Origin of the sequence: Bradyrhizobium arachidis, assembly GCF_024758505.1 — a bacterium.
In the GTDB taxonomy this organism is placed as follows: Bacteria; Pseudomonadota; Alphaproteobacteria; order Rhizobiales; family Xanthobacteraceae; genus Bradyrhizobium; species Bradyrhizobium manausense_C.
The window spans coordinates 7,464,943-7,480,847 of sequence record NZ_CP077970.1; the positions used below are offsets into that span (position 1 = coordinate 7,464,943).

The window sequence follows — 15,905 nt, forward strand, 5'->3', positions numbered from 1 at the left end:
AATCTTCAGTCGAATGCGGAATGCGATTTGGACGCGACGCGTAACGTCGTGCGGTCGCTCATGGAGAGCCCCTCCCTCAACGTATCGATTTTACGAGATCGCCGTCAGCCCAACGGCGTGAGTTTGAAATGAAGTGGTCTTGTTATTGTTGCGCCTGCCTGCGTTGCGAAGCGCCGTCCAAATGCGTCGAAATCAATATTGCTAGCGGTCGAAAAAACTTTTCTGACAATTGCAAATTGTTTCCACAGTTTGATCGACTGCGTCAAGACACCACAGTGGCTAACCTTAAGGACCATGTGAATTGCACGCTGCACTGCGAAGATCGCGCGGATGGAAGCGTGCGGAATCCCAGCGATGGCGCGTTTCTTCGCCACACAATAATCGGTGCCGTGACGAATTGCGGCTAAATACAAGGCCGGACGAATCGCGCGGATGTGCAAGCGCGGCGCAACACGCACGCCTCGCCGAAGCTGCGCAGGAAGAGATTTGCTACCGTTGGCTGCCCGGGCAGGTACATCTTCAGGCGAGCCGCACGCCTTCACCGGACTGCGTCATCTCGCCGCACCCGGCACGGCGCGTATTAACCTTCCGGACCAAGGACTTGGCCGCGGCCGCCCGAATTGGCTGCGTTAGCCCGGCCCGTCGGTTCCGACCGCGATCCGGTAGGCGAGCTGCGTATCCTCACCCGGCTCGATCTGCATCAAGCCGGGCTTGTCGGCAAACGCGCCGCCGAAAGCCAGGGGACTTGCATAGCCGCGCCACGGCTCAATGCACAGGAACGGCGCACCAGACGGCTTTGACCAGACACCGAGTTCGCGAAAGCCGGTCCAAGACATCTCGACCCATGGTCCCTGCCCGGCCGCGTAGCGCACGGAAGCACTGTCGATGGCATCGAAAATGATGGCGTCGTCCGCAAACAGGCTTTCGGACAGACGAAACACCTTGCCGCGAACCGGCGTCGGCTCCGCCGCCGCGCGCATCAGCCCGGCGTCCAGACGACGGACGGGATGCGCCTCATCGCGTGCGAAGGTCAGGGCGTAGTCCTCCTTGCGCAGACCGGGTTGTAGCGGCCAGTTGAACGCAGGATGGCCGCCAAGCGAAGCCGGCAATATCTCATCGCCCGTGTTGACGATCGCAAAGGCGACGTCGAGGCCGGCAGCATCGAGGCTGTACATCACCATCAGGCGAAACGCGAACGGATATTTTTCGCGCGTCGCATCGCTATCGCTCAGCACCAGCGCGCAACGCGTCGCACTCCGCTCGAGCCAGGCAAAGCGCATGTCGCGAGCAAAGCCGTGCTGCGTCATCCGATAGGTCTGGCCGCGATGGTGCAGCTCGTCGTTCGTCAGGCGGCCGACGATCGGAAACAGCAGCGGCGCATGCCGCGGCCATGCGGCGCCCGCCTGCCAGATAAATTCGACGCCCGAATCGTTTTCGAGCGAGCAAAGCTCGGCACCGGCGGCCTTGACGATTGCAGTGAGGCCAGCACTGCGCAGAACATGAGTGTCTTCACGCATGCGAAGCGCCCCTGCCCTCGATCTTGTGATCGCCGTTCGCAAGGCAAGCACCGCACGCCGATCCGGCATGGTTTGCGTCAATTGTGACGATATGCATGACAAAACCTCGTTGCGTTGGCGATCGCCGTTCCCTGGAACATCTTCGTTAGAGCATTTCGCGATCCGCGCACATGCCTAAGATGAGAGCATCTCGCCGGCCCTGCGCGCAAATCCTGTGCGCGCTCTCACATCTACGCGCGATCATGAGCTCTCGGTTCCACTCCGGCAATGATACGACGTGCGGCGCGCGTCATACTTCCGTGCCGAATGACTGTTCTTTGGGAGTTCATCCGCTAATCCGATCCATACAATTACGATATCATGACACTCAGTTCTCACCGAGCTACCGGCCGAAATGGCGAAACCAAGTTCTTCATCAATGGCCGCTTTCTTTCGCACAAGATCACGGGCGTTGAGCGCTATGCCGCCGAAATCGTCCGCGCTATCGATGGTCTGCTCGCGAAAGACCAGCTTCCTGCCCCGCTGAGCGCCGCGACATGGCATCTGCTGGCGCCGCCCAATGCGAGCGAGACGATCGCGCTCGAGCGCATCAAGGTTCGCAAGATCGGACGTTTGAGCGGCCATGCGTGGGACCAGATTGACCTTGCCCGCGCCGCCGCCAGCGGACGCCTGATCAGCCTCGCCAATTCAGGCCCGGTGCTGCATTCCGATCAAATCGTCGTCATCCATGACGCGCAGGTGTTCCGCCGTCCAGACTTCTTCAGTTGGCGCTACGCCGCCGCGCACCACTCCCTAGGCCGCCTGCTTGCGCGTCGCGCGACGATTGCCACAGTCTCGGACTTTTCGCGCCGGGAGCTTTCCGAGGTGCTCGACCTGTCCGCTTCCGCGATCCCCGTGTTTCCGAACAGCGCCGAGCATTTCGCAGCAACCTTGCCCGATTTCAACGTGCTCGACCGGTTTGGAATCAAACCCGGCCGGTTCTTTCTGTCCGTCGGCTCTGTAAAGAAGAACAAGAACATATCGGTCGCGATCAGAGCGGCTCAGTTGCTCGAACGCCCGGATGTTCCGCTGGTGGTGGTCGGCGACTACAACAACAAGGTCTTCCAGACCGGATTGGACGCCGACAACGCAGGGGTGATTCTGGCCGGCCGACTCAGCGATGGCGAGATCGCCGCCCTCTACGCGCGAGCGCTGGCATTCGTGTTCCCCTCTCTTTATGAAGGCTTCGGCGTGCCCCCGCTCGAAGCGATGCTGTTCGGTTGTCCGGTCATCGCGTCGACGGCCGCCGCGGTCAAGGAAACCTGCGGCGAGGCTGCTGCCTATTTCGACGCCACCGACGCCGATGCATTGTGCCGGCGTATGCTCGAAAGACTCGAGGCCGGTTCGCTGTCGGACGACGAGCGCGCCAAACAGCAAAATCGGATCGCGATGTTCTCCTGGCAAAAGTCTGCGCATGCATTGCTTCAATTTTTAGCGCAGCCAAGGTCGCACTGAAGAAGGCCGCACTGAATAGCGCGATCCGCGCTGGATCGAACGACGGAACTCACACTTTGAGGCAAGCGACAGCAACGCACCCGACACGATCTTTGTTCCATCGCACTGATGATTTTTTTCGGTCGCGATGAATGCGAAGGCGATGGCGCAACAACACCACACCGCCGCCCAAATATCGCTACGTATTGGAATGATCGTGGCACGACGCTCGAGACGAACGACGGGACTGCGCGATGTCAGATTCTTCACGACAGACGATCAAGGTGCTGCATGTCGCGGAAACGATTCGCGGCGGAATCGCGAGCTACTTGAACGATCTGCATGCGCAGCAGGAAGCGAGCTTCGGACACGGCAACGTTCACTATGTGGTGCCATCCGATCATCGCCACGACCTCGTCGGAATCGACGACAGCCAGATCACGCTGTTCGACCGCGCCGGCCGCAGCGTTTCCGGCTTGTTCCAGATGCTGCGCTCCAGCCTGCAAGCCATTGATGCCTTCAGGCCTGACGTCGTCCATCTGCATTCGTCCTTTGCCGGACTCGTCCTTCGCCCTGCGCTCGCTGCGCGATCGGGCGGACCGCGCGTCATCTATTGTCCGCATGGCTGGGCTTTTTCCCGCGAGACCGGCCGGCTCAGCCATCGCGTGACGAAGGCTGCGGAGAACATCCTTGCGCGCACCACCGATCGCATCATCTGCATCTCCGGAGACGAGTTCAATGAAGCAGTACGCGCGGGACTTTCGCCGGACCGCCTGACGCTCGTCCACAACGGGATCTCCAAGAACCGCCCGTTGCCGCAGTCGATCTCGACGAGCTGGCCGTCGAAGAAGCTGAAGGTGCTGTTCGTCGGCCGCCTCGACCGGCAGAAGGGCTTTGACCTTCTGATCGAAGCGGCGCGATCGCTCGAAGACATCATTGACGTCCGCATCGTCGGCGCGTCCGTGGTCAACAAATCTGAGGGGCTCGCGCATCCGTCCAACGTGACGATGCTCGGCTGGCTGGACCGGGAGCAGATCGAATCCCATCTTGAGGCTGCCGACGTCGTCGTCATCCCGTCGCGATGGGAGGCATTCGGTCTCGTCGCCCTGGAAGCCATGCGCGCGGCCAAGCCCATCCTCGCGTTCCGCATCGGCGCCCTGCCGGAAATCGTCGTCGATGGCGTCACCGGCGTGCTGTGCGCGCCGGTTTCCGCGCAGCAGCTCGTGCTCGGCTTCCTGCGCGTGCTCGACCTCGACCTGAAAGTGCTGGGACAGCGGGGCTACGATCGCTTCAAGCAGTTCTATGACATCCAGAAGACGCACCGCCGGCTCCAGCAGGTCTACATCGAAGTGCTGAGCACCGGTCAGCCGCGTCCGCAGGAGCAGGTGCAACTGCAGTCGGATCTTTCGAAGACATTCTGATCGTGCGAGCACTGATGCGCCCAAGGCGCGAGCAAGAGGAATCGTGATCGAGACCATGGCAAGCCGCAGCACCTTGCGCAGCGACATCTTCCTTCTCGTTGCGGGACTTGTCGCAGCCGGCCTGCCGTCAGCGCCGTCGTACGGCCAGCAGGCGCAACCGCTCGAGAAGCGGTTCATGCTGGGCGTCGGCACACATCAGGGGCTTGGCGGGCCAGTCAGCTCGCGCGGCTACGTGCCTGCGGCGAACATCAACCAGATCAAGCAGCTGGGCTTGAACGCATTCCGCGACGACTTCCCCTGGTCCGATTTCGAATCGCCGGGCCGTCGGATGGGTTTCACGGCGAAGCTGGGGAGGCTGGAAGAGCAGGTCAAGTCCGGCGTCGCGCGGCCGCTGCTCATCCTCGCCTTCGGTCATCACCTCGTTCCGAACTCGATGCCGCCGACGACCGATGAGGCACGACAGCGGTTCGCCGACTACGCAGCCGCGGCCGCGCAGAGCGTGGCGCCACAGCACCCCGTTCTCGAGCTCTGGAACGAGTGGAACATGGCGGCAAAGAAGGACCCGGCGTTCTCCGTCGAGAACTACGCGGCGCTCGCCAGAGTGACGCAGCCAGCGTTGAAGCGCGCCGCGCCGAATACGCCCTTCGTCGTCGGCGCCATTGGCGACGATCCCGGTTGGACATGGACCGAGCGCATGTTGCAGACGGGCATCCTGCAATATGCAGACGGCATCTCGGTTCATCTGTACAATTTCTGCATGGCGCCGGCCAAGCGCAGCTCGACGGAGATCATCGACAGGCTGACGGCGTTTCACCGGCTCGTGGCCCAAGCCAGCGGCAATCCGGACTTTCCGGTCTATGTGACCGAGACGGGCTGGACGACGGCAACGAACAAATGCGGCGTCAGCGAGCAGATGCAGGCGGACAACACGGCGCAGCTGATCCTGTGGGCCTCGACCGCCGCGCGCTGGCTCAAGGGGATGTCGCTCTATGAGCTCAAGGACAGCGGCAAGAATCCGGCGGAGCTGGAAGATAATTTCGGACTGTTCCGCTTCGACAATTCTCCGAAGCCCGTGGCCTGCGCGGTTCGCGGCGCCTGGGCATTCGTTCGCTCCAGCCTGAGCGCGGAACGCAAGAGCCTCTCGGGCGGCCTCGTCGCGATCAGGACCTCGTCCCCCGAGGGCGGAAAAGCCGCGATCTGGTCCGAGGATCCGAACGCCCGCTATCAGGTCCGGCTGCGCAACGAGGCGCCGAACGCAACATTCGCAAATCCCTGCGATGCGTCGGCACGGTCCGCATCTGACGTCTGGATGCCGGTATCGAGCACGCCGCTTCTCATCAGCGCGGGCGGAAGCGCCGTCCCGGAACTCGACGTGAGACAGGCGAGGTAGACCCACATGATGCGAATTGACATCGATGCCAGGCACCGGTTGCGTGAAGCGGATGCAGCAATTCCACCAAAGAGTCCAATGAGATGAAGATCCTTCTGACCTCCTCGCTCTATCCGACTACTGCCTCGCCCAAGGTAGTCGGCGGAGCGGAGATCTTCGCGCGCCGGTTCGCCGAAAGCCTGGTCGAGCGCGGCGACGAGGTGGAGGTGATCCGGGCGGCATCCTTCCCCGATCAGCCGCGCGAGAGATGCGACGGCGTCGACGTCTATTCGGCGCCGGTGCAGAACATCTACCTGCCGTTCGCCGAGCAGAAGAACGTGGCGCTGCGAAGCATCTGGCACGCGATCGAAGACTGGCAGATCTGGGCGCCGATGATCGCGGAGCGGATACGCGCCTTCAAGCCGGACGTGCTGCATTCCAACAACCTGTCCGGGCTGACCACGGCGATCTGGCGCGTCGCCGCGCAACTCGGCGTTCCCGTCCTCCATACGATCCACGACTACTATCTCACATGCCCGCGCTGCTCGCGCTTCACGAACGGGCACTCCTGCGCAACGACTTGCACCAGCTGCTCGCTTCTGACTTATCACCGCAGGCGCGCGACACATTGGCTCAGCGCCGTGGTGGGCGTCAGTGAACGCGTGCTGTCGATCCATACCGACCTCGGCCTGTTCGCGGACACGCCGATCCGTACCGTCATCCATAATGCCTCGACCGCGCCGCCGAGCGCGCCCTTTCTCCGTCCGCTCTGCACGAGCGAGGTGACATTCGGGTTCATCGGCCGGCTAACGGAAGAAAAAGGCATCGACAATCTAATGAAGGCGCTGGCGATGCTGCCGCGCGAGCGCTTCAAGACGCTGATCGCCGGCCGCGTCAGCCCGCAGGAGCAGCAGCGCCTCAAGAAGCTCGCGCTCGATGCACGCGTGGAATTCATGGGATTCGTCTCGCCCGACGACTTCTACAGGGCAATCGACGTCGTGATCGCACCGTCGATCTGGCACGACCCCGGCCCGCTCGTCGTCGCGGACGCCAAAGCCGCCGGCCGGCCGCTGCTCGGCACGCGGTTCGGCGGCATGCCGGAGGCGATCGAGGACGGCGTGACCGGCTGGCTGACGGAGGCCGATCCGGACTCGCTCGCCAAGAGCATGCTCAGCGTCGCGGCCGATCCGCACAAGATCCAGGAGATCAGCGAGCGGCTCGTCCGCGACACCAGGAAGTGGGTATTTTCAGACGTCGTGTCCGCCTATCGCGGTCTGTACGAGCAATTGCGCGAGCGACGGATGACGCAGCTGCACGCGGCCGCGGCGGGACCGCCGAAGGGACCAGCCATCACCGGCAAGAGTGGCTTCCTTTCGAGATGATCCGCCTGTTTGCGATCGCAGGATACGTCTATCAGAGCGCCGCTGCGGTCGTCCTCATCTTCGCGACCAGCCATCTGCTGGCCGCGGCCGACTACACCAACCTTTCGCTGGCGCTGGCATCGAGCCAGTTGCTCTGCGTGCTGATGTTCGAATGGCTTCAGCTGGCCGGCCTGCGTTTCCTCGCGGCAGCCAAGCCAAGTGATGCGGCGCGATTGAGATGGTCGCTGTTCGCCGCCGCGAGCCTGAGCGGGGTCGCGCTCGTCGCGATCGGCGCAAGCGCATCCCTTCTGAGCAAGCTCCCGGCCGGCGTCATCGCACTCGGGTTGACGGTCGCTGTGCTCCAGGGCGTGACGGATCTGTATTTCCTGACCGTGCGCCTGTCCGACCGGCTGGGCATGGCATCCTTGCTTCTCGCGCTGCGGGCGACCGCGCTGTTGGCAGGCGCAACGATCGGCGCGGGCGGCACAGGGACGGCGGAGGCCGCATTGCTCGGCGTTGCCTCCGGCCACGTGACTGGGCTTGCCGCAGCGCTGGTCGCCTGTCGCATGCCGCTGCGTCCCGCGCCGTTGCGGATCATGCTGGCCGACTGGGCCGAGTTCTGTCGGTACGGCATGCTGGCGGCGGGTGCTTCAGTCATTCACCTGTCGGTTCCGGTTCTGCTCCGCTTCATCGTGATCGGCCGCCTCGGCACCAGCGGCGCAAGCGCCGGTTTCTCGCTCGCGCTCGACCTGCTGCAACGTCCGTTCTGGGTGCTCAATGCCGCGATCCACACCGTCAGCTATCCCGACGTGGTCAACGACTTCGAGCACGGCAGCCGCGCGAAGGCGGCACGTTCGACCGGGCGGATGTTCGAGTTCATGATCTGCACCACCGTCGTGCTGCTCGGCGGGCTGATCGGCTTCATTCCGGATGCGGCGCGCATCCTGGTGCCACACGAAAGCCTCGACGGCTTCCTGGCAGCAGCGCCGATGGCGGCATTGCTGTATTTCCTGCACACGCATCTCCAGGCAACGGTCGCGGTCGTCCCGCACCTCGAGAAACTTGCGACCCGGCTGGTCATCGTGGCCGCGGGCCAGCTCACCATCGTTGCGCTAACTTCCGCGATCGCGGTTGCCGCCGGCCTGTCGCCGGGCGGTGCGCTGGCCGCCGCCTCGGTGACGACCGCCATCGCAGCCCTGCTCGCGCTTGGCCCGACCATCCGGTTCGGCGCGGTATTGCGCTGGTCGCTGGTGAATGAAGCTGTCGTGGCCGCAGTACTGATCGGATCGCTCGCGGCCTTGCCGACGCAGCCATCGGCATGGCTCGCGAGCAAGGTCCTGCTTGCGGCCATCCTGACCACACTCGTCGCCTGGCGCGGAGACTTCCTGATGATGGGACGCGCGCGCCGATCGCCGATGGGCGCAGGCAAGCCCGGCGACATAATCGAGGCGATCGAGCGATAGTCGCAAGGACATTGGCGGCGCCCGCTGCGACCACAGTTCCACGCCGAAAACGCCCTCGCCATCATTCCAGACATCGTCGAATCGAGCGCGCATGTTGAGCCGCTCGCACATCCGCAGATTCCCCGAAGTGGGTCCACGGTCATCGATTGCGGATGGCGCATATCGATGCAGCACATGTTCGCAATCGCATCTCGTCACGACGACGCGCGCGCACACTTGAATCAAAGATGAGCAACATGCGCGAAGATTCAGCAGCGCAATGTCGTGGAAATCTTGAAAGCGCCTTTCTCGCGCCATGCTGCACCGACATCACTGGTCTTCTTTGCAGACAAGCGAGCTGCTCTGTTCCTGCGACGGAACTTTGAATTGCACGCGTCGTCTGACTCAACTTTTATCTGAAATTCACACTCGAAGTAGAGAGTTCGTCGCTAACCCGTGCGAGCAGTTTCGCTCGCCTCCAAACTAGAGTGTGCAATGTCGACAGATCAGACCGTCCTCTCCGCAAACAGCTTCGTGAATTCGATCGGCGTCAACACGCACGCCGGTTTTGGTTGGACCGACTACAACAATCTCGCGCTGATGGTCGACGACCTGGAGTATCTCGGCGTCACGCATCTGCGCGATTCGATGGCGACCAATCCGGCCGCGCAGCCCGTCGTCGATGGTCTGGCTGCCGCCGGCTACAAGTTCGACTTTCTGGTATCCTCGGCCCTGCCTTCGCAAGGGACGGCCGGACTTCAGAACTATATCGTGTCCCTCGACAAGTTCCTGGCGAGCCACCCCGGCAGCATCACTGCCATCGAGGGGCTCAACGAAGCCAACCACCAGCCCTTCAACTACAACGGCAGCTCGAGCCTGCACGCTGCCGCCCAGTTCCAGGGCGCGCTGTACCAGGCGGTGAACGCCAACGCCTCGCTCGCCAGCATCCCCGTCTACAACCTGTCGCTCGCATACAATGATCCGCAGGGCTACCACCAGCTCGGCGACATGTCGGGCTCGGTCGACTTCACCAACGCGCACGCTTATGTCAGCACCGGTTCCACGCCGGAAAGCTCGCTGGCCGCAACGCTGAGCGCAGTGCAATCCGCAGCTTCGGGCAAGCCGGTCGTGATCACCGAGACCGGCTACACGACCCAGGCCAACACGCAATATCTCGGCGTCAACGAGACCGTCCAGGCGAAGTCGGTCCTGAACACGCTGGTCGATTCCTACAAGGCGGGGGTGAGCGCGACATATCTCTATGAGATGTTCGATCGCGACTCCTCGGCCGGCAACACCAATCCCGAGGCCAAGTTCGGGCTGTTCCATTCCGATGGTACGCCGAAACTCGCCGCGACCGCGATTCACAACCTGACGACCATTCTCGCCGATGACGGCAAGGGAACCAGCCAGCCAACGACGCCCTTGGGTTATAGCCTCAGCAATATGCCGGACTCCGGCAACAGCATGGTGCTCGGCAAGAGCAACGGCACCTATGATCTCCTGGTCTGGGCTGAGCCCGAGCTCTGGAAGGACTCAACCGACACCGAGATCTCCAATCCAACGCAGAACGTCACGGTCGATCTCGGCGGCGTGCACCACTCCGTGAAGGTCTACGACACCTTGAGCGGTACTGCGCCGATCGCGACCTACACCGATGTCAGCACGATCATCGTTCCGGTGAGCGATCACCCGCTCGTCATCGAAATCGACGCGCCCGCGACCACGACGCCGCCACCGAGCACACCGTCCCACATCAGCGGTACCGCCGCCGAGATCGTGCCGCAACTGTCCGATCTCAATGCGTCGGGCACGCTGCAATCGATCACGCTGACGGACAGCCACGTCCTGCCGGTCGCATCGAAGGCGACCATGGACTACATTATTTCGCACTATGGCAGTGCGCTGTCCAAGATCCAGGGCGGCTATTCGTTCTCGGTGACGAACTCCGCACCGGCCTGGACCAGCACCTTGACCTACAACGCGAGCGGGAAACTGCTGTCGACGTCGAATACGGGCCTGGACGGTTCCGGACGCCCGGTCTCGACCACGATCGTCTATGCGGACGGTTCCAAGGATGCGATTGGCTATAGCGCCGGCGTGAAGACCAGCTTCATCCATCTCGCCACCGACGGGACCAGGACCACCGACAGGTACGACACCTCCGGCACCCTCCTCAGCGAGGTCGTGCAGAAGCCGACCGGATATTATTCCACCACCATCTATACGAACGGTGTCAAGACCGCGGCCTATGTGCTGAACGCCGACCACACGCAGGACAACTACACCTACAACATCACGGGCCGAAGCTACACCACCCAGGTCCAGCACCTCGACACCACGGGCAAGGTCACCTCCGTGGTGCGCAGCCATGCCGACGGCTCGCTCGACTCGACGCAGGTCTACAACAGCGACGGCAGCAGCACGATCACCACCTACAGCGCCACCGGCGTCAAGCTGGTCCAGACCGACTACCACACCGACCACAGCAAGGACGTCTGGACCTACAACATCACCGGTCAGAACTACACCACCGAGCACGACATCTACGACGCCACCGGCTTCCTCACCACCCTGGTGCGCCGCCACGCCGACGGCAGCCTGGCGTTCAAGCTGGTGCAGAGCGCCGACGGAACCAAGACCACCGACTGGTACGACGCATCGGGTAATCTCACCAGCGAGGTCATCCAGAAGGCCGACGGCTTCAATTCGACGACGCTCTACAGCAATGGCCTGAAAACCAAGGCCTACGTCAAATATGCCGACGGCAGCCAGGACAATTACAGCTATGGCGTCACCGGCCAGAGCTACGTCACGCTGATCCAGCATGTGGACCCGTCCGGCAAGGTGACGGCCGTGACCCGCAAGCACGCCGATGGAACGCTAGACTATACCCAGGTCATCAATAGCGACGGCAGCAGCGTCGTCACCAACTACGATGCCGCCGGCAACAAGATCAAGGAAACCGACTATCACGCCGATAGCAGCAAGGACGTCTGGCTCTACAACATCACAGGACAGAACTATACGAACGAGCACGACATCTACGACGCCACCGGATTCCTCACCACGCTGGTGCGCCGTCACGCCGACGGCAGCCTGGCGTTCAAGCTGGTGCAGAGTGCCGACGGAACCAAGACCACCGACTGGTACGATGCCACGGGCCATCTCACCAGCGAGGTCCTGCAGAAGCCGAACGGCTACAACTCCACGACGGTGTACAGCAACGGCGTGAAGACCGCCGCCTACATCACCAACGCCGACCAGAGCCACGACAACTACAGCTACAACATCACCGGTCAGAGCTACACCACGCAGCATCAGCACCTGGATGCGTCCGGCAACGTCACGGAGATGGACCGCACCCACGCCGACGGGACGCTGGACTACAGCATGATCGTTCATACCGACGGCAGCAGCGTGGTCAGCACCTACAATGCCAGCGGCGTCAAGATGACGGAGACCGACAAGCACGCCGACGGCTCGAAGGACGTCTTCCTCTACAACATCGTCGGACAAAACTACACCACGGAGCATGACAGCTACGATTCGACCGGCTTTCTCACCAATATCGCGCGAACCCATGCCGATGGCAGCCTGGCCTTCACGCTCGCGCAGACCAGCGATGGCACCAAGACGACGGACTGGTACGACGCCACGGGCCATCTCACCAGCGAAGCAGTGCAGAAGGCGGACGGCTATCATTCCACGACGGTGTACAGCAACGGCGTGAAAACCGCGGCCTACATCACCAACGCCGACGGCACCTCCGACAACTGGAGCTACAACATCACTGGACAGAGCTACACCACCCAGCACCAGCATCTCGACGCGTCCGGGCAAATCGTGGAGATCACCCGGACCCATGCCGACGGCACCCTGGACTACACCCAGGTTGTCCACGACGACGGCAGCAAGCTGACCGACATTTATAACGGCAGCGGCTCCAAGACCCAGGAGATCGCCAACAATGTCGATGGCTCGAAGGACGTGTTCCTGTTCAACTTCAACGGACAGGCCGGCACCACGCAGCACGAGCACTACAACGCCGCCAACGCGCTGCAATTCTTCGACGACACCAAGGCCGACGGTACCCACAATGTCACGGCGGTCGCTGCCGGCGTGACGATCGGGGGCGGCAACGGCAACGACCTGTTCTCGACCGCGCCAAGCTCGACGACGGTCGCCTACGATCACGGCCACGACCAGATCGTCAACTTCCAGGCCGGCGATGCCACAAACCATGACACGATCCAGATCTTGAAGGTGCTGGTGGCCGACTACAGCCACCTCCAGGTCGCACAATCCGGTGCGGACGCGATCGTGACGATCTCGGCGAACGACACGATCACGCTGAAGAACATCAACGCAGCCAGCCTCACGAGCCACGACTTCATGTTCGTGTAGGAGCGGCGGAGCAACCGCAGACGTGCATCACTACTAAGAGTGGGGTCGGGACCGGCGCGTCCCGGCCCCGCTCAATTTTCAGGCGTCTGCCTCCTCGCGTGGCGTCACGCACAGCAGGCGCGAATTGTTCCAAACCTCGATGGGTCGCGACGCGACGCCATGTTGCGAACTTGCGTCACAATTTGGCTCTAGAAGTCCACGACGCCCGCAACGAACTTGAAGCCCGACATGCAAGCAAATGAATCTCGACGTTTTGTCGTTCTCGATTTCTATCGGTTCGTCGCAGCACTCGGCGTCTTCATCTTTCACCTGAAGAACATCGACAAGGGCATCTCGCCAGCATGGAACGGCTCGTACGGCCTGTTCGTCGACATGTTCTTCATCCTGTCCGGCTTTGTGATCTCCTATTCGTATCCGGCGAGTTCGACCGGGATGCGGTCCTATCTGCGCTTTCTGGTCCGCCGAATCGCGCGAATCTATCCGCTCCACCTCCTCACCCTGCTGGCCTTCGTCGCGCTCGCATGGGTCGGAGTCGCCGGCCCGACTTCGCATACGAGCTTCCTGGACTTCATTCACAATGTGTTCCTCGTCCAGGCCTGGGGCGTGACCGACCACTTGAGCTTCAACTCGCCTTCCTGGTCGATCAGCGCGGAACTGTTCTGCTATTTGCTGTTCCCGCTCCTGATGATTCTGGCGACGAACGTCTCTCCGCTGATGCTCGCGATCATCGTTGCCGTGTCCTACGCCGTTCTTGCCCACGGCCATCTGCCGATCTGGCAGGAGCGCTCGGAGATGTATGGCGCGAACTTCGACTATGGCATGCTGCGGGCGTTGCCGAGCTTCCTGAACGGCATCCTGCTGGCGATCCTGTTCAAACTGTCCGGAAAGTATCGCAGCAAACCGCTCGCGATCGTCGGACTTGCCGTCTTCGCAACGTCCGTTCTGATCCTCAACGTCTTCGCCAAGCCGGATCTGGCAATCATTCTCTTTTCGCTTGCCATCCTGCTCACCGCCATCGGCGAGAGTGCGTTCAAGATGTTTCCGGGCACCGTCTGGCTCGGCCGCCTCGGCAACACCTCCTACGCAATTTACATGCTGCACGAGCTGCTGCTGATCCTGGTGTTCAAGCCGGCCTGGAACGGGCTCGAACTTCAGCCGGAGGCTTTCCCGATCTTCGCCGTGGCCTGCTGCGTCGTCCTGACGATCGCCGCCGACATAACATACAGCTACATCGAGAACCCGGCTCGGAAACTGATCGGCCGCCTGGCGCCAAAGGATTCCAAGCCGAAATCCTCCGCCAGTGACGCCCTGGCGCTCGCTGAAGCTGGCCAGGCCGCGAACGCGCGCTAAACTAGGTCTTCGTCCGACTTCCCGAGCGTCGGACGCGGCTCGACACTTCCTGCCATACCTGCACTACGGCCGGCCGCGCCACGACGAGGACGACCGCCAGATAGATCGACGCACCGATCGCGGTCAGCGAAGCCAGCCGCAGCCAAGGCGACATCGTCGGCATGGCGTAGGACAGGCTGACGACCGCGGCTGCCATGACCGCCGAGCCCATGAAGGCCGGCACGAGAGCGGAAGCATATCGGCCGACGGTGGCGGACAGGATGCGGAGCGAGGCTCCTGCAGACAGCGGATACAGCAACAGGGCGCGTACCACATAACCGACCGCGATAGCGATCAGGCCGAAGGGCGCGGCTACGATGAAGATCGCTATGTTCGAGACGGCGTAGATCAGCGTCAGCCAGGTCTGCCAATGCGGCTTTCCGAACGCCAGGATCACCGAATGATTGTAGAGACCGATGGTGGTCAGAAATCCGGTTACTGAGATGATCGACAAGAGCGGGGCCGCCTCCAGCCATTTGGTGCCGAAGAAGGCGGTGATCAGATCCGGCGCCAACGCCGCGATGCCGGCAAAGATCGGCGCGGTGAGCAGCGAGGTGTACATCACAAAGTCGAGGAGCGTCGTGCTCGACGCCTTGCGATCATGCTGGAGACCCGCGATCGTGGCGAAGAACACCCGGTTGAGCGAATTGCCGATCACCGTGCTCACCGCGTTGACCAGCCGTTTGGCGAGGCTGTAGAAGCCGGCGCCGGCAGCACCGGTGTACCAGGTGACGAAAATCAGGTCGGAATTGGCATTGGCGAAGTTCGTGATTCCCGTCAGCGAGACGTAGCGGGCGTAGCTGAGGAGCTCGCCGGCCGTGTGGCGGCTGAAGCGAAGCCCGGGACGCCATGGCGTCAACGTCCACAGGCTGACCAGCGATACGATCGAGGTGATCACCAGCTGTCCAACCAGCGCAAGCACACCATAGCCCTGGCTCGCCAGCGCGATGCCGACCACACCGCCGAGCGAGATGGAGATCATCGAGCGAATGGCGAGCGGCCGGAACTGCTGATTGCGCGTCAACCAGGCCTCATGCGTGCGGGACAGCCCCTGCACGGCGACCACGATGCAAAATCCCTTCAGAACGAGCGCGAGGTCCTGCAGGCCGGAGAGCCGCTCGATCGCATCGCTCGACGCGAAGAGCAGCGCGGCGGCAAGGCACGAGAAACCCGCAATCAGCCAGAACGAGGCGGTATAGTCCTCGTCCTTCGGTTCCGCGCGCGCCTGCACCGCGACCGCGATGCTTTCGATGAGGACGGCACGGCAGAAATCCAGCGCCAGCGCTCCCGTGGCCACGAGGCCGATGATATGGGGCGACAACAGCCGCGCCATGATGACGTAGATGGCAAGCGTAAGCGCCTGCCCGACCGCGGAGTCGATGGTGGACCAGATGACGCCCGAAACGATCGAGCGTTGTCGGAATGATGTCTGATGGTTCAATGGGACGTCTGTCACAATCGCTATACGCTGAGTTCGTTGACGAACCATCAGCTGCGACGGTCCAACAGTCGCCTCTTTTAGAAGG

The 15,905-nt window shown here is 62.3% G+C and carries 10 protein-coding genes; 7 read left to right on the top strand and 3 right to left on the bottom strand.

Going from position 1 to position 15,905, the window contains the following annotated elements:
• Positions 1-104: 104 nt before the first annotated feature.
• Together KUF59_RS34705 and KUF59_RS34710 are read right to left on the bottom strand one after the other, a co-directional pair.
• On the bottom strand, positions 105-542 hold the full coding sequence (locus KUF59_RS34705) for a hypothetical protein (RefSeq protein ID WP_258767706.1): 438 nt from the start codon (positions 540-542) through the stop codon (positions 105-107).
• A gap of 87 nt (positions 543-629) precedes the next feature.
• Positions 630-1,517: an aldose 1-epimerase family protein gene (locus tag KUF59_RS34710; RefSeq protein WP_258767707.1), complete on the bottom strand. Its 888-nt coding sequence runs from the start codon at positions 1,515-1,517 to the stop codon at positions 630-632.
• Between the two features lie 360 nt (positions 1,518-1,877).
• Here KUF59_RS34710 and KUF59_RS34715 point away from each other — a divergent pair, with 360 nt between their 5' ends.
• From KUF59_RS34715 to KUF59_RS34745, 7 genes are all read left to right on the top strand, one after another.
• Positions 1,878-3,011 (top strand): glycosyltransferase family 4 protein, encoded by a 1,134-nt coding sequence (locus tag KUF59_RS34715; protein ID WP_258767708.1) that lies wholly within the window; start codon positions 1,878-1,880, stop codon positions 3,009-3,011.
• 233 nt (positions 3,012-3,244) lie between these two features.
• Positions 3,245-4,411 carry a glycosyltransferase gene (locus KUF59_RS34720; protein WP_258767709.1) on the top strand — a complete coding sequence of 389 codons (1,167 nt, stop codon included), beginning with the start codon at positions 3,245-3,247 and terminating at the stop codon, positions 4,409-4,411.
• A 43-nt stretch (positions 4,412-4,454) separates the two neighbouring features.
• Positions 4,455-5,801 (top strand): cellulase family glycosylhydrolase, encoded by a 1,347-nt coding sequence (locus KUF59_RS34725; protein WP_258767710.1) that lies wholly within the window; start codon positions 4,455-4,457, stop codon positions 5,799-5,801.
• A gap of 83 nt (positions 5,802-5,884) precedes the next feature.
• Positions 5,885-7,162 carry a glycosyltransferase family 4 protein gene (locus KUF59_RS34730; RefSeq protein WP_258767711.1) on the top strand — a complete coding sequence of 426 codons (1,278 nt, stop codon included), beginning with the start codon at positions 5,885-5,887 and terminating at the stop codon, positions 7,160-7,162.
• Positions 7,159-8,604 carry a hypothetical protein gene (locus KUF59_RS34735; RefSeq protein ID WP_212461853.1) on the top strand — a complete coding sequence of 482 codons (1,446 nt, stop codon included), beginning with the start codon at positions 7,159-7,161 and terminating at the stop codon, positions 8,602-8,604. The genes KUF59_RS34730 and KUF59_RS34735 overlap by 4 nt, the downstream gene beginning before the upstream one ends.
• Positions 8,605-9,078: 474 nt before the next feature.
• The gene (locus tag KUF59_RS34740) at positions 9,079-12,990 is read left to right on the top strand and encodes an RHS repeat protein (protein WP_258767712.1); all 3,912 of its coding nucleotides are present in this window, start codon (positions 9,079-9,081) and stop codon (positions 12,988-12,990) included.
• 228 nt (positions 12,991-13,218) lie between these two features.
• Positions 13,219-14,340 carry an acyltransferase family protein gene (locus tag KUF59_RS34745; protein ID WP_258767713.1) on the top strand — a complete coding sequence of 374 codons (1,122 nt, stop codon included), beginning with the start codon at positions 13,219-13,221 and terminating at the stop codon, positions 14,338-14,340.
• Between the two features lies 1 nt (position 14,341).
• Here the strand turns inward: KUF59_RS34745 and KUF59_RS34750 are convergent, their stop codons facing one another.
• Positions 14,342-15,820, bottom strand: a complete 1,479-nt coding sequence (locus tag KUF59_RS34750; protein WP_258767714.1) for a lipopolysaccharide biosynthesis protein — start codon at positions 15,818-15,820, stop codon at positions 14,342-14,344.
• Between the last annotated feature and the right edge of the window lie 85 nt (positions 15,821-15,905).

Bases quoted from the DNA above. Each gene is read 5' to 3' on its own strand.
- KUF59_RS34710 (WP_258767707.1), bottom strand. From the start codon at position 1,517: ATGCGTGAAGACACTCATGTTCTGCGCAGTGCTGGCCTCACTGCAATC.
- KUF59_RS34715 (WP_258767708.1), top strand. From the start codon at position 1,878: ATGACACTCAGTTCTCACCGAGCTACCGGCCGAAATGGCGAAACCAAG.
- KUF59_RS34720 (WP_258767709.1), top strand. From the start codon at position 3,245: ATGTCAGATTCTTCACGACAGACGATCAAGGTGCTGCATGTCGCGGAA.
- KUF59_RS34730 (WP_258767711.1), top strand. From the start codon at position 5,885: ATGAAGATCCTTCTGACCTCCTCGCTCTATCCGACTACTGCCTCGCCC.
- KUF59_RS34735 (WP_212461853.1), top strand. From the start codon at position 7,159: ATGATCCGCCTGTTTGCGATCGCAGGATACGTCTATCAGAGCGCCGCT.
- KUF59_RS34740 (WP_258767712.1), top strand. From the start codon at position 9,079: ATGTCGACAGATCAGACCGTCCTCTCCGCAAACAGCTTCGTGAATTCG.
- KUF59_RS34745 (WP_258767713.1), top strand. From the start codon at position 13,219: ATGCAAGCAAATGAATCTCGACGTTTTGTCGTTCTCGATTTCTATCGG.